Source organism: Brasilonema sennae CENA114 (genome assembly GCF_006968745.1).
Classification (GTDB): Bacteria; Cyanobacteriota; Cyanobacteriia; order Cyanobacteriales; family Nostocaceae; genus Brasilonema; species Brasilonema sennae.
Map to the genome: position 1 here is coordinate 5,405,053 of NZ_CP030118.1, position 24,423 is coordinate 5,429,475.

20 protein-coding genes are annotated in these 24,423 nt (G+C 42.0%); 6 read left to right on the forward strand and 14 right to left on the reverse strand.

What is annotated here, in order from left to right:
- Window positions 1-5 precede the first annotated feature (5 nt).
- The 4 genes from DP114_RS22680 to psaC all read right to left on the reverse strand — a co-directional run bounded on the left by DP114_RS22680 (window position 6) and on the right by psaC (window position 9,286).
- Window positions 6-4,400 carry a HEAT repeat domain-containing protein gene (locus tag DP114_RS22680; RefSeq protein ID WP_172195265.1) on the reverse strand — a complete coding sequence of 1,465 codons (4,395 nt, stop codon included), beginning with the start codon at window positions 4,398-4,400 and terminating at the stop codon, window positions 6-8.
- 145 nt (window positions 4,401-4,545) lie between these two features.
- Window positions 4,546-6,066 carry an alpha/beta hydrolase gene (locus tag DP114_RS22685; protein ID WP_169266307.1) on the reverse strand — a complete coding sequence of 507 codons (1,521 nt, stop codon included), beginning with the start codon at window positions 6,064-6,066 and terminating at the stop codon, window positions 4,546-4,548.
- A gap of 793 nt (window positions 6,067-6,859) precedes the next feature.
- Complete coding sequence (gene glmS / locus DP114_RS22690) at window positions 6,860-8,758, reverse strand: glutamine--fructose-6-phosphate transaminase (isomerizing) (protein WP_171977193.1); 1,899 nt, start codon at window positions 8,756-8,758, stop codon at window positions 6,860-6,862.
- 282 nt (window positions 8,759-9,040) lie between these two features.
- Window positions 9,041-9,286 (reverse strand): photosystem I iron-sulfur center protein PsaC, encoded by a 246-nt coding sequence (gene psaC, locus DP114_RS22695; RefSeq protein ID WP_010997613.1) that lies wholly within the window; start codon window positions 9,284-9,286, stop codon window positions 9,041-9,043.
- Window positions 9,287-9,803: 517 nt separating this feature from the next.
- Between psaC and DP114_RS22700 the strand changes: the two genes are divergently transcribed.
- Together DP114_RS22700 and DP114_RS22705 are read left to right on the forward strand one after the other, a co-directional pair.
- The gene (locus DP114_RS22700; RefSeq protein WP_171977194.1) at window positions 9,804-11,264 is read left to right on the forward strand and encodes a serine/threonine-protein kinase; all 1,461 of its coding nucleotides are present in this window, start codon (window positions 9,804-9,806) and stop codon (window positions 11,262-11,264) included.
- Window positions 11,251-11,388: a hypothetical protein gene (locus tag DP114_RS22705; RefSeq protein ID WP_169268118.1), complete on the forward strand. Its 138-nt coding sequence runs from the start codon at window positions 11,251-11,253 to the stop codon at window positions 11,386-11,388. Before DP114_RS22700 ends, DP114_RS22705 begins: the two co-directional genes overlap by 14 nt.
- On the opposite strand, the gene DP114_RS22710 is transcribed toward DP114_RS22705, so the two are convergent.
- From DP114_RS22710 to DP114_RS22725, 4 genes are all read right to left on the reverse strand, one after another.
- Window positions 11,379-12,881, reverse strand: coding sequence for a tetratricopeptide repeat-containing S1 family peptidase (locus tag DP114_RS22710; RefSeq protein ID WP_169268132.1), 1,503 nt, complete (start codon window positions 12,879-12,881; stop codon window positions 11,379-11,381). The two genes, DP114_RS22705 and DP114_RS22710, sit on opposite strands and share 10 nt — an antisense overlap.
- Before the next feature lie 10 nt (window positions 12,882-12,891).
- Window positions 12,892-13,431 carry a COP23 domain-containing protein gene (locus DP114_RS22715; protein WP_246162666.1) on the reverse strand — a complete coding sequence of 180 codons (540 nt, stop codon included), beginning with the start codon at window positions 13,429-13,431 and terminating at the stop codon, window positions 12,892-12,894.
- A 150-nt stretch (window positions 13,432-13,581) separates the two neighbouring features.
- Window positions 13,582-14,364: a S1 family peptidase gene (locus DP114_RS22720; RefSeq protein ID WP_171977195.1), complete on the reverse strand. Its 783-nt coding sequence runs from the start codon at window positions 14,362-14,364 to the stop codon at window positions 13,582-13,584.
- Between the two features lie 157 nt (window positions 14,365-14,521).
- The gene (locus tag DP114_RS22725) at window positions 14,522-14,854 is read right to left on the reverse strand and encodes an acylphosphatase (protein WP_171977196.1); all 333 of its coding nucleotides are present in this window, start codon (window positions 14,852-14,854) and stop codon (window positions 14,522-14,524) included.
- 80 nt (window positions 14,855-14,934) lie between these two features.
- On the opposite strand from DP114_RS22725, the gene DP114_RS22730 reads away from it, so the two are divergent.
- The gene (locus DP114_RS22730) at window positions 14,935-15,309 is read left to right on the forward strand and encodes a DUF1823 family protein (protein WP_169268128.1); all 375 of its coding nucleotides are present in this window, start codon (window positions 14,935-14,937) and stop codon (window positions 15,307-15,309) included.
- 108 nt (window positions 15,310-15,417) lie between these two features.
- On the opposite strand, the gene DP114_RS22735 is transcribed toward DP114_RS22730, so the two are convergent.
- The 5 genes from DP114_RS22735 to petB all read right to left on the reverse strand — a co-directional run bounded on the left by DP114_RS22735 (window position 15,418) and on the right by petB (window position 19,519).
- Window positions 15,418-15,789, reverse strand: coding sequence for a hypothetical protein (locus DP114_RS22735; RefSeq protein ID WP_169268127.1), 372 nt, complete (start codon window positions 15,787-15,789; stop codon window positions 15,418-15,420).
- Between the two features lie 184 nt (window positions 15,790-15,973).
- Window positions 15,974-17,152 (reverse strand): glycosyltransferase, encoded by a 1,179-nt coding sequence (locus DP114_RS22740; RefSeq protein WP_171977197.1) that lies wholly within the window; start codon window positions 17,150-17,152, stop codon window positions 15,974-15,976.
- A gap of 69 nt (window positions 17,153-17,221) precedes the next feature.
- Window positions 17,222-17,665: an ATP-binding protein gene (locus DP114_RS22745; protein WP_169268126.1), complete on the reverse strand. Its 444-nt coding sequence runs from the start codon at window positions 17,663-17,665 to the stop codon at window positions 17,222-17,224.
- A 523-nt stretch (window positions 17,666-18,188) separates the two neighbouring features.
- Entirely contained in the window at window positions 18,189-18,671 is a 483-nt protein-coding gene (gene petD / locus DP114_RS22750) for a cytochrome b6-f complex subunit IV (RefSeq protein ID WP_171977198.1), read from the reverse strand.
- 200 nt (window positions 18,672-18,871) lie between these two features.
- Window positions 18,872-19,519: a cytochrome b6 gene (petB, locus tag DP114_RS22755; protein WP_169268124.1), complete on the reverse strand. Its 648-nt coding sequence runs from the start codon at window positions 19,517-19,519 to the stop codon at window positions 18,872-18,874.
- A 384-nt stretch (window positions 19,520-19,903) separates the two neighbouring features.
- On the opposite strand from petB, the gene ctpA reads away from it, so the two are divergent.
- Window positions 19,904-21,145: a carboxyl-terminal processing protease CtpA gene (gene ctpA / locus DP114_RS22760; protein ID WP_171977199.1), complete on the forward strand. Its 1,242-nt coding sequence runs from the start codon at window positions 19,904-19,906 to the stop codon at window positions 21,143-21,145.
- Between the two features lie 143 nt (window positions 21,146-21,288).
- Here the strand turns inward: ctpA and DP114_RS22765 are convergent, their stop codons facing one another.
- Window positions 21,289-22,026, reverse strand: a complete 738-nt coding sequence (locus tag DP114_RS22765) for an MBL fold metallo-hydrolase (RefSeq protein WP_171977200.1) — start codon at window positions 22,024-22,026, stop codon at window positions 21,289-21,291.
- Window positions 22,027-22,220: 194 nt separating this feature from the next.
- Here DP114_RS22765 and DP114_RS22770 point away from each other — a divergent pair, with 194 nt between their 5' ends.
- Entirely contained in the window at window positions 22,221-23,699 is a 1,479-nt protein-coding gene (locus tag DP114_RS22770) for a site-2 protease family protein (RefSeq protein WP_171977201.1), read from the forward strand.
- A gap of 177 nt (window positions 23,700-23,876) precedes the next feature.
- Entirely contained in the window at window positions 23,877-24,374 is a 498-nt protein-coding gene (locus DP114_RS22775) for a helix-turn-helix domain-containing protein (protein ID WP_169263472.1), read from the forward strand.
- The last annotated feature ends 49 nt before the right edge of the window (window positions 24,375-24,423 follow it).

Consider the following 24,423-nt stretch of genomic DNA (forward strand, 5'->3'; position numbering starts at 1 on the left):
GCAAATCAGATTGACTTTGCAACATACATCCGTAATTTTGTCAATCCTCTTTTCAAAGATTTAAGGATTTGTGTTATGGGGTTAGTACGGGAGTCTCTATGCCAAGCTTGGTAGAATTCAGGGTAGAGTATCTTTTCAGAACAGTGCCAAATTACATCAAAGAAATACTCATTACTAAATTCCTGAGAGTTATTGAAGTAGCCTTTTGAAGCTGCAACCACGTCTAGCGCAGATTTATTGCCTGGGTCAATTTTCTCCAAGCTTTGTGCCGCTTGCCAACGGGCGTCGTAATTCAGATCATTGTTGGACAGCAGTTGCACTAAGGCATCGATTGCTTTTTGATTGCCAGTATCAATTTTCCCCAAGCTTTCTGCCGCTCGCCGAAGGGTGTCGTAATCCAGATCATTGTTGGACAGCAGTTGCACTAAGGCATCGATTGCTTTTTGATTGCCAGTGCCAATTTCCCCCAAGCTATATGCCGCTTGCCTACGGGTGTCGTTATCCAGATCATTGTTGGACAGCAGTTGCACTAAGGCATCGATTGCTTTTTGATTGCCAGTATCAATTTTCCCCAAGCTTTCTGCCGCTTGCTGAAGGGCGGAGTAATGGAAATGATTGTTGTACAGCAGTTGCACTAAGGCATCAATTGCTTTTTGATTGCCTGGGTCAATTTTCTCCAAGCTTTCTGCCGCTTGCCAACGGATGTAGTAATCGAGATCATTCTTGGACAGCAGTTGCACTAAGGCATCAATTGCTTTTTGATTGTCAGTGCCAATTTTCCCCAAGCTTTCTGCCGCTTGCCGAAGGGTGGAGTCATGGAGATCATTCTTGGACAGCAGTTGCACTAAGGTATCAATTGCTTTTTGATTGCCTGGGTTAATTTTCTCCAAGCTTTCTGCCGCTTGCCAACGGGTGAAGTCATGGAGATCATTCTTGGACAGCAGTTGCACTAAGGCATCAATTGCTTTTTGATTGCCTGGGTCAATTTTCCCCAAGCTTTCTGCCGCTTGCCTACGGGTGGAGTCATAGAGATCATTCTTGGACAGCAGTTGCACTAAGGCATCAATTGCTTTTTGATTGCCAGTGCCAATTTTCCCCAAGCTTTCTGCCGCTTGCCAACGGATGTAGTCATAGAGATCATTAATTGCTTTTTGATTGCCAGTGCCAATTTTCCCCAAGCTTTCTGCCGCTTGCCAACGGATGTAGTCATAGAGATCATTAATTGCTTTTTGATTGCCAGTGCCAATTTTCCCCAAGCTTTCTGCCGCTTGCCAACGGATGTAGTCATAGAGATCATTAATTGCTTTTTGATTGCCAGTGCCAATTTTCCCCAAGCTTTCTGCCGCTTGCCAACGGATGTAGTCATAGAGATCATTAATTGCTTTTTGATTGCCAGTGCCAATTTTCCCCAAGCTTTCTGCCGCTTGCCAACGGATGTAGTCATAGAGATCATTAATTGCTTTTTGATTGCCAGTGCCAATTTTCCCCAAGCTTTCTGCCGCTTGCCAACGGATGTAGTCATAGAGATCATTAATTGCTTTTTGATTGCCAGTGCCAATTTTCCCCAAGCTTTCTGCCGCTTGCCAACGGATGTAGTCATAGAGATCATTAATTGCTTTTTGATTGCCAGTGCCAATTTTCCCCAAGCTTTCTGCCGCTTGCCAACGGATGTAGTCATAGAGATCATTAATTGCTTTTTGATTGCCAGTGCCAATTTTCCCCAAGCTTTCTGCCGCTTGCCAACGGATGTAGTCATAGAGATCATTAATTGCTTTTTGATTGCCAGTGCCAATTTTCCCCAAGCTTTCTGCCGCTTGCCAACGGATGTAGTCATAGAGATCATTGTTGGACAGCAGTTGCACTAAGGCATCAATTGCTTTTTGATTGCCAGTGCCAATTTTCCCCAAGCTTTCTACCGCTTGCCTACGGGTGGAGTCATCGAGATCATTGTTGGACAGCAGTTGCACTAAGGCATCAATTGCTTTGGTTCTCTGAGTTTGTTGCAGTGTTCTACTAGCTTCATTTGCAAAGTCATTAGGAAATTTGACCCAATCTCTTTTTTTAGAATCGAAATCACCAAATTCCCACGTTACAATCTGGTTTACAATCTTATCCACTAGCTGCTCATCACATTGTATAATCTCTGCAATTCCAGCCGCAGCAAGAAAATAAGCTCGATACTGATAAAATTTCCCGCACCCGTCTTCAAAGTTTACTAATCTTTGAATAAAATCTTCCTTTTGCTTATTATCTACATCAATGCGCCCCAACCACAGCAAAATCACCTCTCTCCACTGCGGTTCAAAAATTCGATAGCTCTCATCTTTTACAGGTCTATTTTTGTGTTCACTGGGTAGAAAAAAGTCGTAAGTCTTATCTACTGTCGCCGCGAAATATTCCTGAAACGACGGATGGAAAAATGCGTATACTTTTTCGTATGAATTGTTTTCTCCTTCTGTAGGATAGCCTATATCCAACAGCCATCCTAACTTTAACGCCCACAAGAATAAGGAGGATTTTTCGTCATTTGGATCATGGTGGAGATATTTTTTAATAAAACTTTCTCTCAGTCGAAATCGACAATTCACATCATCAATAGCGTGTCTTGCCAGTTCTCCCAACTTCGGATTCAGTTCCTTTCTTATTCCTTCTGGAATCTGAAATTTTGAATAAACGTCCTTTTTCAGTTGATTGTAATTGTCTACAAGGAATTGATAGAAATCAGCCTTTGTATTGGGCAATCTCTGTGAATTTTCACTCCAAATATGACACAATAGTGTTAACCGTAAAGGATTTGTGACCAAGTCTCGCAAACGTTCCCGACTATCTTCTTTTAATTTATCTTGTAACTTCTTTCCGTCTGGATTGTCTTCCCCAAACCAATTTTTAATAAATTGATGTACTTGTTCAGGGTAATGAAAATCTAGAGTGCGGTAAACATCAAAATTTTTACCATCCTTTTTATTTTCTTTAATGAGAAAGTCTTTTTGTAATTCCCACAGATTTAAACGACAACTCAGCACTACTGTTATTTTATCAGTCCATGTTTTATCTAGCTGTTCTCCGATTTTTTTCAAGGAATAACTGACTGCCATTTCGTCAGCCCCATCTAACATTAACCATAACTGACCACTTTCAATAACTTCTTCATAAAAAAGATCCTGCAATGTTTCAGACGTTTTTTGTGGAGCCTGAAATGCATCTGTCAGCCATTTTTGTGATAAATACCGATACAGCCAACCTGGATCATTGAAACCTTGTTCTTCCACTGAATTATTTTTAACATCTGCCAGAGAAATCCAAATCGGTAAGCCTTCCTCCTGTTCTATAACCCAATCAGCAATCTTTTGTAAAAAAGTAGTTTTTCCACCTCCTGGATCGCCAACAATTACTAGTCGCTTTCCTTTACTTTTGCTACTGTTTTTTTGCTGCAAAACTTGGGTAAAAAATTCATCATTAACAAACTTTTTTACGATTTCTTCTTTATCAGGTTGATTGAAATTCGACTTTTCGGGATTGACTAAATCTTGATTAGCCCGGCGTTTTGCATCAGATTTACGTTCTACCAACCCTAAAGAAACGTAAATATCCTTAAGCAGGTTTTTGCTATTATTTGTTAAAGTTTTAAGGTTAGCAGGTTCTAACCGCTCACGGCATAATTTAAACCGCCAAAAGTAGTAAGCTATCGGAATATCAAGAGCACATATAAACTTTTTATTCTCCTGCTTATCTTCTAGTTGATTACTACCATATTCAATCGCGTGATCAAATGACAAAAAACCATTTTTTCTGGTAAAATTACTGTCTTTAAGAGTTGTACTAAAGGCAAACCCTGTACATTCAACAGCTAAGTAGTATGGATTCATTGTGCCCCAAAAATTTCGAGCGGCATCTAAATCTGAAACAGGATCTGGCAGTTTTCCAGAGTTCTTCCAAAAATCATTTTTCCTTCTGCGATCGCTCTTTTTCCAATCACGTAGTCGATGAGTGAGAGATACGGCTGCTAAAGCATGACCATCCAGTAAAATTAAAATTGGTAATAAATCATACTTCCAACAAATGGCACAAAACAGAATTGCCAAATCCAGGCAAGTTCCTTCCTTTCCATGAAGAATTTCTTCTGGTGTTCTGATTTCTTGTTCGTCGTTATTAGATAATAAAGAACCTTTATGTAAGTTATAGCTCAACTTGCTGTCACATAAAGCGTTATAAATGTTTTCTACTAACTTGGGGCGTTTTTCAATAGTTTGATAATCATTACTATTAGCAAGTACATGGTTAGATGCATTAGCTTTGTTAATAAACTCCTTAACCGCTTTTGAGTATTTATAAAAAATGACGTACTTAGCTAAATCTATACGTTCTTCCTCTTTACTTTTCTTCCACAACAATTGTCCCATTACATTCTCCAACTACTATAAAAGGTAAGCGCTCAATAATCTGGGGTAAATCGCTCAGTGACAAGCCTCAGATAGCGTAAAATCGTTCCCGATCTGGTAGTCCGTCCCGATTTATTGAACGGATACTATAAAAGTGCAATTTGCCTTATTCCATCACTTGAAATAAACTATGTAAAGCATTTGGTGCAGACTCGTGTACATCTTTTGCATCCACTTCCAAACGGTACAATCCAGGCAGTAGTTTATTAGGTTCTAGAATCTTCTTATATTGAGTATCGTGTTTTTGGTCAAAATATTCTACTACGGTTTTTTGTTCTCCGTTTACGTTTACTGGTGTAATAATTGCGCGTAACCCACCAAAGTTTCCAGTTTCTTCCAAAATATCAGACTTAACATTAATAATTTCCGCACCCAATGTGACTTCTTCATCACGGAGGTACAAGTCATCAACACTGAGACTAATACCGGACTTTTGTGGCGCAGACTCAATGGTTTGAGGATTGTTAAAGTATTCTTCTAGATGTAGAGGATTTTGCGATGCGATTAAGCAAGGCTTCAGCGAATTCTCCCACAAGTGATCACTACTTTGCAACGAACCATGAAGCTCAATAAAAGATACCTGTGATGTCTGAGAAAGTTCCTTTGGTATTGCAGATAATAGCGGTACGGTGTCATCACCAGTTGCGTAACTAGGATGAAGAAGGGATTCTTCATTTTCTTGATTTGGTAGTTTATTGCTGGCTTTTAAAAGGCCATTGGAGAAGGTTGCAGATTGGAATGTGTCTTTTTGCCCTATACCGATTATTGGCGTAAAGGTATAGGCACCTGCATTCTTGGGTAACTCAATACATTTCAGAAACTTTCGCCCCTCTATTGCTCGCTCTTTTACCACACCAGGTATACCATCAATTTCCGCTATCCGTTGCCAATTGCCATCAATGTTCACTACTGGATACGTTGGCAGCAATTGATACACTGAGGTAAAGGATCGCAAGACTTCCCTCCAATGCGTCAAAGCAGCTAGTCGATCTATTAGCCAGCTATTTTTTAGGTAGCCATTTGCCAGATAATCCAGTATTTTTACAGAACCACGATACGGAGTGCCTAAAGTCACCAAAAGCTTGCAATCTTTACAACCTCCTTCATGTTCCACATAATAACGGGAAACTAACCCTCCCATACTATGAGCAATGAGAATTACTTTTGCGTGAGGATTCATCCTTTCTCGCCATATACGTAATTTTTTGTCAATCAGCTTCTTTAATAACCTAGCTGCTACCCGATTATCCCGTCGCCAGTCATAAGCAAACTCGAAATAGTTCGCGGGTTTATCCTCGTCTACCTTGCCAGGAGTGACAGCAAAGTTTTCGGTTAGTTGATCGCGAATATAGGAGTAACCGTCAATAAGTTTAAAAAATCCAGGAACCAAACTTGCACGCTGAACTAAACCTGTTGCTTTAATACCATCGTCTAAATAATCTCTTTCAATGTCATCTTCTTGTAGAGTCAAATCTTTTAACCCCGAATGTACCCTAAGTGTCTCACCAATAGCGCTCAACAATACTTGATATGGTGGATTCCAGATATCTTTACCATCTTTTTGCAGCACGCTGCCCGTAATTCCAGGTACCAGCACTACTATATCCTTCATCAGTTCTTTAGCCATTCGCCTACACTCCTCATTGATGATTTCTGTTTGGTTGCTCTACTTATAGTAATAAGTGTATTTTCTTTATTGATATGCAGTCAGATGCATAAGTTCTCATTTTGCAGATTTACTCAAAAAAATCCATAACCTTCTGTTGTGTTACTGAACAGGTGTTCTAATAACACCGTTAATTATTTTTAGGTGTAGGTTTTTTAGGTAGTAACGTAAGTCATTTTTACATAATTGGTTCCGAAAATCTACTTAAAGAGAGTAAATATAGTAAAAATCAATCTTTAGATAGAAGAAAAATTTTAAAAAAATACAGCCAATAATTTATATAGGTGCAAGCAAAACTAACTTATACAGTTTTGAAGGAATTTTGTAATACAACTTTACAAAATAGGCAATTTAGGTATGATGCAGGCGCGACACTTTTTGAGTGACATGATTGTACTTTTTCAATGTCGCACCCCGATACCGATATGGTAAAAATCCCTCGTGCTTTGTAGGAACGTTTAACCGATACCTTGGGCTATGCTGCCTAAATGGATAAAGTCGAGTTCAGAGGTTATTGTTCAACCGCTTTATATATTGTTGAATCGAATTATTTATTAGACCTCTTGCATAAATACTTAAAATGTCATGTTGAGCGGAGCGAAACATCTCGCGAGATTCTGAGGCTTCGCCACGCCAAGGCGAACACTGCACTACGTTTCGTTCAGAATGACATCCCCAACTTTTGGACTTTTGCAAGAGGTCTATTGTTTAACCGAATTATTCCTCCACAATAATTTTTTTAGCTGAAATAATATTATTCAACCGTCACAGACTTCGCTAAATTCCTAGGCTGATCAACATCCAAACCGCGAAGTGCTGCAATGTGATAAGCCAACAATTGCAGGGGAATAACTGTAAGAATTGGAGAAAGCAATTCATCAACTTTGGAAACTGGGATAAAGTCGTTAAATATTTCCGCTGCTTCTCCCTGACTTAAAGGAGTGACACCAATTAGGCGAGAATCACGCGCTTTGGCTTCTTGGGCGTTAGAAATGACTTTTTCGTAAACACTTCCAGGCATAGCGATCGCCACAACTGGCACTTTCGCATCCAACAAAGCAATTGGTCCGTGCTTCATTTCTCCAGCCGGATATCCCTCTGCATGAATATAACTAATTTCCTTTAATTTCAAAGCTCCTTCTAAAGCAATTGGGAAGTTAATTCCTCTTCCCAAAAAGATAAAATCTTGAGTTTCTGCAAACTCATGAGCTAATTGTCCAATAGAATCCTCTTGTTTTTCCAAAGTTGCTTCAATTTCACCTGGGATTTGCCGCAACCCGTCAATAATCTCTTGCAATTTTATAGAAGAAATGCTGTTGCGAAGATATGCCAAATCTAATGCTAATGCATAAAACGCCATCAATTGAGCAATAAAAGTTTTCGTTGCCGCGACTCCAATTTCAATTCCCGCGAGAGTATTAATAATTTGAGATACCATATGACCCAGAGTACTTTCTGGGCGATTGGTAATTCCTAATAATCGTGCTTGATATTTTGGTTCTTTATCCTGACGACGTTCTTTTTCCATCGCCAAAGCTGCTAACGTATCAGCAGTTTCACCAGACTGTGTAACACCAATCGTCAGAGTATTTGGTGTCAGGGGTGAAGGTGCATAACGATATTCGGAAGCATAATGCACTTGCGTAGGAATTCCCGCTAGTTGTTCTATTAAATATTTACCAACTAATGCTGCGTGCCAACTTGTACCACAAGCAACAATTTGGATTTGTTCTAAGTTAGCGTAAATTTCTTCTGGTAAACCAAGCTTAACTGGAGAATTTGTAGAATCACCAACATTCCAATCAGCGTTGAAGTAAGCATCCAAACAAGCCCGTACAACCCCTGGTTGTTCGTAAATTTCCTTAAGCATGAAGTGCTTGAATCCCTGCTTTTCCACCATCATGGGATTCAAGTTAAGCAGACGGGGCTGTTTTCTCAACCTTTCACCTGCAAAGTTGTAAACCTCAACGCCCAGAGGTGTCAGACGTGCCAATTCCTTATTGTCTAGAGGTAAAACCGCACGGGTATGAGAAATAATGGCTGGTGTGTCGGAAGCGCAGAAGAATTCCCCTTGCCCAAAACCAATCACCATAGGTGCTTGTTGTCGGACGACAATGAGTTCGTCGGGGTAGTCAGCACTGATGAGTGCGATCGCAAACGCCCCCCTAAGTTTATGAACAGTATCCCGAACAGCCTCAAGCAAGAGAGAAGGACAGAAGGGAGAAACAGAAGGGGGATGTTTGAAAAACTCAGCAATCAGGTGTGGGATAACCTCAACATCAGTCTCTGAGAGAAACTGGTATCCTTTGTGTTTCAGTTCCTCGCGCAACTCACTGTAATTTTCAATAATCCCATTCACCACCACCGCGATTCGCATAGCCCCATCCATATGGGGATGGGCATTATACACTTCTGGCTTACCATGAGTTGCCCAGCGAGTGTGACCAATACCAATTTGAGAGGGTGTTTCTACTTGTTCTAGCTTAGAACGCAGATTATAAAGTTTACCTTTTGCCCGCACACAATTCACCTCACCTTCCCATATCGTGGCGATTCCCGCAGAATCGTATCCCCGATACTCTAGTTTTTCCAGCCCAGATAGCAAAATTTCTGTTGCCGCTTGAGTGCCAATATACCCAACGATTCCGCACATTTGATCACACCACTCTTGTATAGGAGTAATACACACAGTATAGTCAATAGCACAAAGGTAGCATTTTGGCAAAAAAATGACTTTGTTGTATACAGGGAACAGTGAACAGTTACCAGTTACCAGTGAACAATTGATCACTGGTAACTGGTAACTGATAACTGATAACTGAAAATTGCAGGCTGGACATGACTCACCATTGTTGTAAATGGTACGTAATGCCCAGCCTTCACTACTAATAAGTGCTTGCTATCGAGATAATGAATTGCGTTCCAAAGGGAAAATTTAGTAAGCCAGACCCATACTGCGAGTCGTTTCAGCTCCTAAATAAACGCGGATGCTTAAAAAGTCAGTAGGACAAGCCGTTTCACAGCGCTTACAGCCCACACAATCTTCTGTGCGGGGAGAAGAAGCGACTTGAGCAGCTTTGCAGCCATCCCAGGGAACCATCTCTAGTACGTCAGTCGGGCAAGCACGAACGCATTGTGTACAGCCGATGCAGGTATCGTAGATTTTTACGGTATGAGACATTGAAATAAAGCTCCTTTGAGAGAGTTTTTCTGGTTTGAAAGAATCATAATCATGGCTTAGTTTACCGCAGTGGCTGATCGTCCGTAATTAAAAGGCTACATAACTTTAAAGAATGTAATAAGCACCTTCAAATTGCAGTTAAGCTATTGTGCATTTAAATGAGGATGTATTGCGTAGCTCTAATGACTGTCTGGCATGGATTTGGTGATGGTGAATTTTGAGTTTTGGATTGCCTAAGTTGAGTATTTAGTCTTATATCAATCTCCTTTCAAGCATCAGCTTTTGGAGCACGGCTTGGATCATATAGAGATGTGACTAAAAAGTCAACCACAAGGAGTGCTTGGCACGGTTCTCATCCTCCCACTTGCAGCCTGATAGATAGGGCTTGAGTCTACTGACAGAATAAGCTATATACAGTGGAACCATCCCAATGCGTGTGAACTGCATTTGGCATCAAGAGCGAACATTTGGGATGGTCCCGATACAGTGACAAATTCTTGAACACACGGTGACTTCAATGCTCGGTCAAACAATATGTGGACGCTACCGCATTATCCGACAGATAGGAAAAGGGGGGTTTGGTGTCACTTTCTTAGCTGAAGATACGCAACGACCGGGAAATCCTCAGTGCGTGGTCAAGCAATTGAAACCTCAGTCTGATGACTCCTACACTCTACACTACGCGAAACGTTTTTTTGACCAGGAAGCAGAAATACTGGAAATATTAGGAAATCATGACCAAATCCCAAGACTTTTAGCACATTGTGAACAAAATCAAGAATTTTATATCGTTCAGGAATACATTAAAGGTCAAGATCTCAACCAAGAAGTTTTTTCCAAAAGACAACTCAGTGAAGCTGAGGTGATTAAGCTTTTAAGAGAGATTTTAGAAGTCTTAGCCTTTGTTCATCAAAAACGGGTCATTCATCGAGATTTAAAACCCTCGAATATTATGCGACGTGAGTCAGATGGCAAGATTGTGCTGATTGACTTTGGTGCAGTCAAGCAAGTCACCACTCAAATAGCTAATGCTCAAGGACAAACTCAGTTTACTGTTGCTATTGGTACTCCTGGTTATGTGCCAAGCGAACAAGCCAATGGTCAACCAACATTAAGCAGTGACATCTATGCAGTTGGAGTTATTTGTATTCAAGCTTTGACAGGGATGAATCCCGATCCAAGACGCCGAGGATTCCCAACAGACTCCAAAACAGGAGAAATTATTTGGCAAAATCAAGCACAAGTTAGTCCTAAGCTAGCTAATATTATAGACAAAATGATCCGTTATGACTATCGTCAGCGTTACCAGTCAGCAGATGAAGTTTTGCAAGCTTTAAAAACACTATTACCTGATACTTCAGTTAGTAATCAAACGCAGAAGCAGCCTGACAATAAAGTTTCTACAACTAAACCACCAACCCCGCCACCAGGAGTACCCAAAAAAATTTTCATTGTATCGGGAATTGCAGCAGTACTTGCTACAAGCGTTGCTACAATTTATATTTTTAAACCTCCTACTCCAGAAAGTTTTCTACCATATGAAGATCCTAACTTTGGGATAAAAATAAAATATCCTCAAAGCTGGAAAATCCCTGATTTCACCAATCCTATTGCAGGAGAAGTGGCTACATTTGTATCTCCCAAACAAAGTGATACAGATAATTTTCAAGAAAAGGTGATTATAAGCGTTGAAGATTTTTCAGGAACATTAGAGGAATTTAGCAATGAGTTAATGAAGGAAAATAACAATCTATTAAAAGTAAATCAAATCAAGTCAAGTGACTCTTTTCTTGCCAAGAGACGAGGAAAAGTATTATTGTTTACTGTAAAACATGGAGAAAAAACTTTACAAAATTTGCAAGTTTTTACTTTAAAAGGTGATAAGGCATATGTCATTACTTACACAGCAGAAAAAAATAATTATGATGAGTTTATCGAAACGGCAGAGACAATGATGAAATCGTTTGAAATTCAATGAAGATGACAAAGCATGGCATCGTCTTGCTGTTGAGCAATTATTGAAAGGCTACAGCGAAGAAGATGCTATCTACGACACAGACAGCAAGAATCATCTACCCATCTCCCCACCTGCCTACTGCTGAAGCTTCTTAATCAACTCCAGCGCTTTTTGGTAATAAGCTGTATTTCCTTGTTGTCGATACAGGTCAACTGCTTTTTGCAAATCAGCGATCGCCCCCTGCTTGTCTCCCAAGTCGGAACGGGCAATACCCCGGTTGTAGTAGGCGTGGGCATAGTTGGGATTAATCCGCAGGGCAGAGTTGTAATCAGCAATTGCCCCCTGCTTATCTCCTAAGTTGTAGCGGATGTGACCCCGATTGTTGTAGGCACTGACATAGTTGGAATTGAAGTGAATGGCTTCCGTATAATCAGCAATTGCCCCCTGCTTGTCTCCTAATCTGTAGCGGGTAACACCTCGCTCGTAGTAGGTAACTGCAAAGTTGGGATTAATCCGTAGCGCAATATTGTAGTCGGCGATTGCCCCCTGCGGGTCTCCTAAGTCATCGCGAGCATTACCCCGGTTGACATAGGCTAGGGCAAAGTTGGGATTAATCCGTAGAGCAGAGTTGAAATCGCTAATTGACCCCTGCTTGTCTCCCAACTTGTAGCGGACAAAACCCCGGGCGTTATAGGCTGGGGCCAAGTTGCGATCAATCCGCAAGGCTTGGTTCAAATCGTCAATTGCCCCCTGCTTGTCTCCTGAGTCAAAGCGGGCAAGACCCCGGTCACCGTAGGCATAAGCATAGTTGGGATTTAGGCGAATCGCTTCTGTATAATCATTAATGGCTGCTTTCAAATCTCCTTTGCTATACTTATTCAGACCCTGAATATAAAAGTCGGCAGCTATAGGTTTTGTCGCTACTTGAGTATTAGGTGCAGAAACTCCCACATCTACCCCAACTTTTGCTGACAGTCTCAAAAAGGTGTTGATGGGAATGCCCAAGTTAAAGCCTGTTTTACTTTTTTTCTCATCTTTGTCTGCCCGACCGTGAACTCCTACCAATTCACCTTTTTCATTCAAGACTGCACCACCACTCATGCCGTCTGACGTATTATTGCTGTAGACCAAGGCATAGCCATCACGCAACGGTTTTGAGGCATTAGCAGTAATCCGCCCATCACTGAAAGTGTAAGTTGACTGATTAATCGCGAATGTTGGTGCAGGAAACCCAGCTATATAAGCTGTTGTGCCTTCTGTACTGCTGTCAGAGTTACCTATCTTGGCAACAGTGTAATTTTGACTGCTAGTAAACTGCACCACAGCTAAGTCTACTTCTGTTTGTAATGGTTTCACACTGCTGTAGTTTAGTGAATGGCGCTGACCATCAGGAGTAACAATTTCATATTTATCTGCCACTTCTACCACATGATATGATGTCAGAACAGTGTAAGTATTGCCCTCTTTCTTGATAATCACCCCGGAACCGTACCTGGGCTTTTTACTTTGGATCAGTACTGTGATTTCCTTGGCAGTTTTATTCACCTCAGCTGGAGATAGTGCCACAGCCACTTGCGTCTGCACAACGGCGATTGATACCCCAATTACTGCTGGCGCGAGCCGATAATAAAAGTTCATTATTCAATATTCAATTTTTAGTAAAGTATAGATATGCTTCGACATCAATATTGACGGGATCGTTGCTTCTGTCGCCGCCATTTTGATTCACTGTCTTTCCAGCCGCCAAGGCACGGCGATCAAATAACTGACGTGCAGTAGCGTCGGCATCGCTGTCACGTTTGAGAGTAAATAACAAAGTCGTATCTGTACAAGCAGCGCTTTTTTCAGCAACAGCGCACACAACAGGTTGTCCCTTGAGCGTACCTGGCTTAATATATCTGAGCGTACCGTTGTCATAGCTCCTCTGAAATCTGCGAGAGACTTCCAGACAGCGTTGCTCAGGTGTCAATCCTGTACCGCTAAAATACTTGGAAAACCAGCGAATCACCGGCAGGTCTTTTCCGTCTTGTGTACGGACAAATGTTGTGGGTACACCGTTGCTTTTACCGCAGGAGAAGGTTGGACTTTCTGCGTAGCTGGGTTGATTTAGAGTTATAGTTGTGGCAATAGTAGTCAGCGTAGCTAGACTGAAAACTCTCACACTCCACGTCAAAACTTGACTAGACATTCCCAATTTCATAAGTGCAGTTGACTAAAAAGGTAAAGCTTTGGTTTGGAAGAACAAATTAAACAACAAACCCAAATGGCAACATTTCGGTTCATGCCTAGATATATCAGTTTTACTGATATTTTTAAAGTAAAAAATGATTAAGATAAGTCAGCGAACTTGTACTACTGTCTTAATTGGCACAGCCCAACTTAAGCGCACAATCATCTTGTGCAACTTTTCATCAGCTTCCTTACCATCAACAAACACTGAAGGTGCATCCCACAACGGATAGGCGTGCATCCCGTTCACACCCACAACCTCACCCCGACGATTGAGCAATGGTCCGCCACTCATACCTTTTTGGATATCATTGGTGTAACCAATCTGGTAACCTCCCTCTAAGGCTTTGGGTAAAACCAAGGATACCTTTCCAGTGGTGAAGGTAAAGTTTTTTGCCTCTTGTTTCTCTTCTTCAAACGGAAACCCCGCTGCAAACACCTCATCCCCCTCTTTGGGAAAAGAACCAACAGACGCGACAGCATACACAGCGTTAGTGGGGCGAAACTGCAATATCGCCAAATCATTGCCTTGTAGAGATTTTGCACTTAATGTCTTTGCTTGCCAAATACGACCATCAAAAGTTTGAATACGATAAGGGGGCTTGTCTGCTCGCAGCACATGAGCATTTGTGACAACTGTATAAACTGATTTTTGTTTTTTTAGTATAATACCGGAGCCTAAGAAATTCTTTGACATCACTTTGACTGCGATCGCCTGTGCCTGCTTCTGAATTTCTTCTTCTGAAAGTTGTGTAGGCAGTTGTTTGAGTGTCGTATCCTTGCTACTCACTTTACTCTGTGAGTCAGAAAAATTGAGATTTGCTGCCCATATCAAAAGCGCAATTAATAAACCGCCAACACAAACACTCTGTGTTGATTTACGCCAATTCATCTAAGGAGTATTACTAGCGCCTGCACTAGCTTGAGAGTTTGACTGAACTGTTGGGCTGAACTTCTGTTTTCTTGAGGTATAAATAGACATCTACAACAATAAGTTACATCCTTGATCTGCAATTATACCGTTCGGCTAAGCGCTCACGGCGAAGCCCTTATACTCCTTCTTCTTGACCCAGTTCAGACTTTTCAAAACGCCTAACTTCAAATCCCCGTAAATTTTCTGGTTCCTCGTATGCTATCAAAACTTTTTGAACCATCGCAGCGGGTGGTCCTTGGTAACACCAACGAATCATTTGTCCTACAACCGTTTGACTACCTTCAAACACTGCTTCCACGCTACCATCTGGGAGATTTCGTACCCAACCTGTCAATCCAAGTTGGATAGCTGTATCCACGGTGGAGTAGCGATACCCTACTCCTTGAACTCTTCCAGAAATGAATACATGAGCGCGGACTAGCTTTGGGTGCGGTGTGGTATTCTGCATTAACTGGTCAAGTCTTTACTATTTTCAGTTTACCTTGTTTATGATCCACCAAAGAATTTTAAATTCCAACTAACTTGTGTATGTCTAACTTGCCACCATTAACAACAGAAACTATTTGGGCAATCTTGAATGAGGAGATTGATGATGCGACAGTCAACCAATTGGTATGGCATTGCTTGGGGTATCGCTATGACTCGTCAACAGGAGGGTGGGACACTCACCAAGTCGCACCAGAATGGCGGGATGAGTACCCACAACCACCAGATTTTATCGATAGTCGCCCTGCAACTGTCAAGCTGACTCGTTCTATTCCTCAAGAGAACAAACAGTCATTGAAAGAAAAACTAGGTTTCAAAGGTTATAAAATTGGTGAATTTGGACCTCGGCAAACACGGAGGGCAACAGCGGCAAATTGGTTGTTAAGTTATATGCAACTCAACGGCATTCACCTGTGATTGGGCTGTTCGCGTAGCGAAGGCAAGGATTCTAACACGTGCAAAAGGCACAGAGCAATGCTCTGTGCCGTCACAGGAAGGATCTGTGTTTTACCCAATTGAAAACTGCTAATCATCAAGTGATTTACTCGGTACTTCAATTGCTGTCACATCAATTGTGCCTTCTGGAGTTAAGCGCTGAAAATGTCCCTGTTGCACCATCAACTGTTCCCCACAATTAGGACACTGCAACTGAGACTGCTTTAAACCCGTAAATTGGTATCTACAAACGGGACATTGATCGGTTACCAAGTTGTATTGCAGCCAGAAGCGAAACCCAAAAAAAATGAGAATGGGTGCCAACAACAATAGCCCAATAATAATCACCAAGGAGTTAACCAACCAGCCCAAGCCTAATGACGCCAGCAACCATGTAATTGCTAGCAAGGTGAGCCAAGGGCGTAAATTAGATAGATTAAGCTGAAACGTTTTAAGGCTCATTTTTTAAATGTCTCTTGCTCTCCCTCTAGGATAGCGATTTTATTAACACAGTCCTAGTCATGCTGTGCATACACTGACAAGTACAACGTCGGCCTTTAACTCCATTAAAGCGAAAAAGTCAATAGTAACTCATTAATTCTTAATATAAATGAGTCACAAAACTCAACAAAGATGCAATGCATGACTATGAACTCTTAACGCAAGACTTAAGCTGCTGTTGCAAGCGCAGCCCAAAAGTATCGATACCAAATAGAGCGATCGCCTGTTCTCGCAACCATCGCCCATCACAACGTTGATCATCTCCTTTGAGTATTTCTATACAAGCTTGCGCCACTGCATTTGGATCGCGGTGTGGAACGCGCCACCCCAGTTTACCATCCTGCAACGGCTCGGCTGATCCATCTGCATCACCAGACAACACGGGGATACCACAAGCCATCGCTTCTAGGTAGACAATGCCAAAACCTTCAGCAGAAGGCATTACGTAAGCATCAGCAAGACGGTAGTGTTCTACTAATTCTTCTGTGGGAACGAACCCAGCAAAGACAACGCGATTGCCAACGCCTAAATCTTGAGCAAGTTTGGCTAATCGAGGTCGATCATCGCCACGACCAATAACTAAATATTTTACCTCAGGGAAAACCTCAGCTATTTGCGGTAACGCTTGAATTGTGACATCTACACCTTTATAAATATCACCAGACCACAGTCGCGCCACGGTCATCAGTACTTTTGCTGTTGTTAAATTATAGCGTTCTAACAACACAGTCGATTTTGTTCCTGGGGTAAAGTTATTACCATTCACAGCACAAGGTAATAGTTTGACTTTGTTAGAGTCAAGCTTATTGACAGCACAGGCGATTTGACGAGTGTAACGACTGACTGTCCAAATTTGTGCTGCTTTTTGCAAACTAGACTTCATGGGGGTTGGTAACGCCTGCCAAACTTCTTTACCATGAGTCATAACCGTGTAAGGTATTCCCAAAGGTTGACACAACAAAGCAACTAAGGGGGCAAGGTTTACATGACCGCAGAAAACGTGACTTGGTCGCTGACGCAACAGATGGGAAAGTAATGCTAGAGTGATTCTGACTCGTCCCAGTTGAGGAGACTGTGATTTGAAGTAATGAAATTTTAAACGGTCTGACTCAAAAGGATTTGAGCAGTTATGACTGTCTCTGAGTAAAAATACCTCTGCATAGAAAGGTTCGTCAAGTGCTAGGTAGGCTCGAAAAATATCCTTTACATATGATTGAATTCCGCCTTCTCCCTCAAAAACTTCTAGGAACACGAAGACGTGATTTACTTTAGTGTGGGAATTTTGACTGAAATCTATAGGTTTTTCTGTGAGAATTTTATCCATAATTGACTACTTTGCTTCGAGATTAGCATTCTCAAACTACTATTTTGTAGTCAATTTTATTGAAAACTCTTACGGCTGCCCCTGTAAACCATACTTGACGATGAGCAAGCAATTTCTCCCATCTACACCACGTTCATAGACAACGTGGTCAGCCAAACGCCGCAGAAGAAACCATCCATATCCTCCTACTTGAAGTGTACCTGGCTCTGGTTCTTCAAGCGCATCAGGATTGAAAGGTTTTCCATAATCCCAGATTCTCATCTCTAAGCGATCCATCCATAAAGAAACATCAATTTCTATGGCTGTTTCCGGAGGTAAAGCATGATGAGCGTGACGTACGGCGTTGGTAAAGCCTTCTGCTAACGCTAGGTTGAGGCGATAGAGTTGACTTTCTGACCAACCAAGTTGAAACAAGTGTTGTAGACAAAATCGTTCAAACCATTGTTGCACCTGATTTAGAAGCTTCAGTTCGCTCTTCACCGTCAGATGGTCTTGCTGCACGATGCTTAGCATTGACCTTGACTTATGATAAGTGAGTGAAAAATGTTTGTACCTTTTGTATATTACAGATTTTATTTTCTGCAATATAGTGTCCATACAAAATTTAAATCCGAAATGCAACCTGGTTAATGAAAGTTAACGCCTGTTTATTTCTCAAGAAAAGCACATCTTGTACTTTTCCAGAAACAAAGAGCTTTCAAAGAACTTTGTGTGGACGTTTCTTCGTTGTCATGACCGGGGATTTTAAGAAGATTTCGCTTCATATATCCCAACTGCTTTGGTTCCCAGCACACCACATGGTGCCCAAGTAGGCTGAGTGTTATTTGCTTGTTAATTCGAGTGTTGGGTTCCTATGCTGCAATCAACAAAGTAGGTTTCCACCTTTTGAATGATGCAATCTATTTTAGCACAAAGCTGAAGCCGAGCCACTGGTTTATCTAGCCAGTGCAGGCTCAGTTAAAGAAAGTTTGAGGTTCTATGTAGAACCTCAAACTTGGTAGCTAATGCAATGCCCGTATTTCTTTAGGTAACTAATTTAGAACAGTCCAAAAGTAAAGGACTTATCAATTGGGAAAGTTGCACCAATTCCCAACCATAAGGTCACCAAGGTACCGAATAAGAATACCGTAGTTGCTACTGGACGGCGGAAGGGGTTTTGGAACTTATTCACGTTCTCAATAAAGGGAACGAGGATCAGTCCTAAGGGTACGGAACCCATGAGTACCACCCCTAACAGCTTGTTAGGAACTGAACGCAAAATCTGAAATACGGGATAGAGATACCATTCTGGTAGAATTTCCAGCGGTGTAGCGAAGGGATTCGCTGGTTCTCCACTCATGACTGGATCTAATACAGATAAAGCCACGATACAAGCAAAAGATCCCATAATCACAATTGGGAAGACGTACAGCAGGTCATTAGGCCAAGCTGGTTCGCCGTAGTAATTGTGACCCATGCCTTTTGCTAGTTTGGCTCTTAAGTTTGGATCGCTCAGGTCAGGTTTTTTCTGTGTCGCCATTTTTTAATGTGCTCTCCTGCTGAAATTAATTTCAAGCTTTTGTCAAAACCATCACAAGTGTGGGCATTAACTTTTAGCTTAAGATGCGAGTGGGGTGCTCTTTGATTTGTTATGTTTAGTGTTTAACTTTCCATAAGTTTAGAACAGAAAGACTCGATCTTGAAACTAACAGTTTATGCCCAACCGTTCACAACTTGCGATTACAATGGGCCGGAAATCCCTTGTTTACGAATCATCAAGAAGTGGAACAGCATGAAGACGGCAATTAGCCAAGGCAGCACAAAGGTGTGTGCGCTGTAGTAACGAGTCAGTGTCGCTTGACCTACGCTGGAGCCCCCACGTAGTAAGTCAGCCATCAGGGTACCGACGACGGGAATTGCTTCTGGTACACCACTTACAATTTTCACCGCCCAGTAGCCAACTTGGTCCCAAGGCAATGAATAGCCAGTCACACCAAAAGAAACTGTGATCACAGCTAGAATGACACCACTCACCCAAGTCAATTCGCGGGGCTTTTTAAAGCCACCTGTCAGGTAGATCCGGAAGACGTGCAAAATCATCATCAGCACCATCATACTGGCAGACCAGCGGTGGATGGAACGAATGAGCCAGCCAAAGTTCACATCATTCATGATGTGCTGTACTGAGGTATACGCTTCAGCAACAGTTGGTCTGTAGTAGAATGTCATGGCAAATCCAGTCGCGAACTGGATAAGAAAGCACGTCAGAGTGATTCCACCCAAGCAGTAGAAGATATTGACGTGAGGAGGGACATACTTGCTGGTGACGTCCTCAGCAAGCGCTTGAATCTCTAAGCGCTCCTCAAACCAGTCGTAAACATTAGCCATACAAGCTCAGGTTCCTAAAAATCGATTCGCGGTTGATAAACTTCCCAAATTGTTTCAGCTTTGGGATTTTAGTTAAACAGGCATTTGCTCATTTATTTTTGAGCAGTCAGAATGTTAAAAGTTTAAAAAAAACTTTACACTCTGAAAAGAGGGTATGTATTGCGTTCTCTTTGGCGTCAAACACACAGTGGTGGTGGACACAATCTCGATTTTATCTTTTTGGAAGTAGAATGTGCGCTCTTTAATTTGATCTTGACTGAACAATTAGATGAGAGCAATGCACCACTTCTATAAAAAAAGTAACATAGTCGAGAGACAGATTTCATCAAAAAGTAAAGACGCTTAGGCAAACTCTGGCAATTTGGGTTGAAAGTGGAAGTAAAAATGGGATTCATGCAGAAGAAAGTTTTTCGGGCGGGATTATCCCTGTTATTGGCGTTTTGGGTAGGTTTTTGCGGTTTTTGTCAACCTGCCTTGGCTTTGAGCGACGAACAAAAGCTAGTAGCACAAGTGTGGAGAATTGTTAATCGGACATATTTGGATGAAACATTTAATCATCAAAACTGGGCGTCGGTACGGCAAAAGGCTCTGGCAAAGCCGCTCAAAGATGACCAATCTGCTTATTCAGCAATTCAAAACATGCTCCAGAGTCTTGACGACCCTTTTACCCGTTTTTTAAATCCAGAACAGTACCGCAGTCTACAGGTCAATACTTCTGGGGAACTCACAGGAGTTGGATTGCAAATCGCTCTCAATGCCGAGACGGGTTTATTAGAGGTTTTGGCCCCCATAGCAGGTTCACCAGCAGAAAAAGCTGGAATTAGACCGCGCGATCGCATCTTAAAAATTGAGGGTATCTCCACACAAAAACTTACCCTTGACGAAGCTGCAGCCAAAATGCGGGGGGCGATTGGTAGTTCTGTTACTTTGTTCATGCAACGAGACAAGGAAGAATGGCAAGTTCAACTGGTGCGCGATCGCATTGCACTCAACCCAGTCGTAGCAGAACTACGCTCTTTCCCTCAAGGAAAGTCTATCGGCTATCTTCGCCTCACACAGTTTAACGCCAATGCTCCTATGGAGTTAGCACATGCTATTTCCAGTTTAGAAAAAAAAGGCGCTGATGCCTACATTCTCGATTTGCGAAATAACCCAGGCGGACTATTACAAGCTGGAGTTGAGATTGCCCGCTTGTGGTTAGAATCTGGTACCATTGTTTACACAGTGAATCGTCAAGGCACTCAGGGGAGCTTTGAAGCATTTGGCCCAGCCATGACTCGTGATCCACTAGTGGTTTTGGTCAATCAAGGAAGCGCCAGTGCTAGCGAGATTCTTGCTGGTGCGTTGCAAGATAATGGTCGTGCGACTTTAGTAGGAGAAACCACCTTTGGCAAGGGTTTAATCCAGTCCTTATTTGAATTATCCGATGGTTCTGGCTTAGCTGTGACTATTGCTAAGTATGAAACCCCCAACCACCGCGATATCAATAAACTGGGTATAAAGCCAGACAAATTGATTTCCTCTGAACCAATCACTCGCGAACAGATTGGCACAGAAGCAGATGTTCAATATCAAGCAGCTATAGAACTTTTGGCGAAAAACTCTGTAGTAGCAGGCGCAGCATGAGAAGAGGATAGGGAGTGTTAGCGCAGCGAGCCGTAGGCTGGGAGTGAGGGAGTGAGAAAGCAGGGGAACATCAACAGCAGCTACAACCCTAACAATTACTCACTTTTGCTCACTTTATGATGACTTGCTGCGAATGTACTTTCTCAAAACATCGCTTGTGCTTGTCTTAACACAGTTAAATCAACACAAGCCAAACGCGTATAAGCATTATCGATAACGCGCTTTCCCCGGAGAAAGCCTGTGTTAGCGCCAGGGCAAATGTATTGTAGTGTTTCTGGCGTGAACCGCTCTAATAGTAACTTGACACTTTTGATTTGTCGGAACCAGTGAAAAGTTTTAGCCCTTCGTAGGGGTACAGGTTCACCTTGCTGGTTGGGGAGGATATGACGTCCGGTAAATAGTACGCCTCCTCGCTCTTGGTAGTATAGACTTGATGAGCCAGGAGAATGACCAGGTGTCCAAATTAATTGCGCTGTTGAATTTAAGGTAAAATCTATATTAAAGGTAGTTACATCTACTCCGGGTAATAAGTAAGCTTCTTGCTCCTGAATCAAAACTTCACAACTGAAAGTTTTCTGAATTTCTGCTGTTTTGCCAATAGCGTCTCGATGAGTCAGAAATAGGTGGCGGACTCCTCCATGCGATTGCAAAAAATCTTGATGAATTTGATCCCAAGCTGGACAATCTATGAGAATATTGCCTTCGTTTCTTACAATAAAATAAGCAGTCCCCCCTAATGTGTCTCTGTTTGGTGGAAATGCAAAAATTGTACTTAGGACCAAATCCGAGCGGGGGTTTTCACAAATCAGGACTTCGTTAGAGAAGACCGCTCGTGGTAGCTTTGCCGTATAATTATTGGACTCTTGAGGCAAGGAACACATGAGAAAAACTGTTAGATGAGGAGTTGTCGAAAATCAGGTGACAGTGTTGGACAATTGAAGTAGAAACGCAAAATTTACCAGGACTGTTGACTGTTGTCAGAAAAATTGAATTTTGGGGGCATATGCTTGTGGTTGGGGCTGCAAAGCGCTTGACGACAAGCAAGATTTAACATCTTAAAACAACTGAAAGTCACATGAATTTTTGGTTTCTTCTTCTACTGGGACTAATCACTTATTGGATGCTGCAGCGCAGTGTTGCTCAAATCACCAAAACGCCTGTGTGGCTGTTGTGGCTAGTACTCATGATACCAGCACTGCTATGGACAACTTGGACAATAGCATACGGGGCAAAACAACCTCCGCCAAAAGCGTTGATGATTTGGCCTTTAATTGTCTGTCCTCTGTTATACTGGGTATTGTTTCAGTGGGGGCGTCACTCGCTAAAGGGGACTCATACTGAACCACAAAAAGTACCACAATCACAACCGGATATACATAATATCGCAGAACCAGCACCAGTGCGTCCCATTGACCCAACGGAAGAAACCCAGCTAAGAAATTGTTTTCCCTGGTCTGTATACTACATTCAAAACATTGAGTATCGACCCCAGGCAATCATTTGTCGAGGTCAATTGAGGACGACACCAGGCAACGCCTACGAGCGGATTAAGGCAAATGTTGAGAAAGAATTTGGCGATCGCTTTCTCATCATCTTTCAAGAAGGTTTCAGTAGTAAACCTTTCTTCGTGCTTGTTCCTAATCCTCAATTGGCAAAACCTAATAGTCGCGCTCAACAAAAGATAACACGACCAGGATTAGCGCTCATACTCCTAGCACTGACATTGGTAACGACTACCTTGGTGGGTGTGCGATTTGCTGGTGTCAATCCTACAATGCTTACATCCAATCCAGCCGAACTTCTCAAGGGATTGCCTTATGCCTTAGCCTTGATAACAATTCTGGGTACGCACGAACTTTGTCACTACTTAACGGCACGATTCTACAAAATTCGTTCAACCCTGCCTTACTTTATCCCAATGCCTTTGTTTTTGGGAACTTTCGGTGCATTTATTCAAATGCGTAGTCCAATTCCCAACCGCAAAGCTTTATTCGACGTCAGTATCGCAGGACCTCTTGCTGGGTTTATCATGACCTTACCACTTCTGGTATGGGGTTTGGCTCATTCCGACATAGTTGCCCAGCCAGAAAAAACAGGATTGCTCAATACGAATGCGCTCAATCCCCAATATTCAATTTTACTGGCGCTACTTTCAAAGCTAGCTCTGGGAAGTCAGCTAACATCAAACTCAGCTATTCATATGCATCCAGTCGCAGTCGCTGGTTTTTTAGGACTAATTGTAACAGCACTAAATTTAATGCCAGTAGGACAACTAGATGGAGGTCACATAGTCCATGCGATGTTTGGACAAAGAACAGCAGTTGTTATTGGTCAAATTTCTCGCTTGTTACTGCTGCTACTTTCTTTGATACAGCCAGAATTTTTTCCGTGGGCACTTATTTTATTGTTCTTACCATTGATTGATGAACCTGCTTTAAATGATGTAACAGAACTTGATAATAAGCGTGATATAGCGGGATTGCTAGCAATGGCTTTGTTAATCGTAATTGTGTTGCCGCTGCCGCAAGTACTTGCTAACTTATTACATATTTAACATTGGTTAAGAACGAACCGCCAAGGCGCCAAGAACGCAAAGGAAGAGAAAGAAGAATAAGCAAAGTTGGTGTCGTGGACTACTAGTACAGCACGGCGTAAGTTAACCAGGTATTACTGTGGGAGAATGAGTAATTAGATTAAAAGTAGTTTTTGCTGAGAAGCGGAGAATTAGGATGTGGCAGGATTAGCTCCAAAACAATTAAACTTAAGCGATGGCGATCGCTCAGAACTGCAAGAGTTGGTAAACCGACACAATACAGGGCAACAAATAGTACTACGTGCAAAAATAATTCTTCTAGCGTCAGAGGGGAAAAATAATGGCGAAATTGCTCGAACATTAAATATAAGTCTGGATATGGCTCGTTTATGGCGAAACCGATGGTTTAAAACTAGCGATAAAAAGTTGCCTACTTTTGAGAGACTACGAGATTCGGAGCGTATTGGGGCACCAGTAAAATTTAGTATGGAGCAAGTAATCAAACTGTTTGCCCTTGCATGTTCAAAACCCGAAGACTACGGACGACCAATAAGTCATTGGACACCAAGAGAACTAGCAGACGAAATTATAAAGCAAGGGATTATTGAAAGCATATCTGTCCGCCATGTTGGAAGATTACTAGAAGAGGCAGAACTTAAACCCCACCAGAGTAGTTACTGGTTAACCCCCCCCTAAGGACGAAGAATTTGACGTAAAAGTTGAAGATATTACTGGTTTATACATA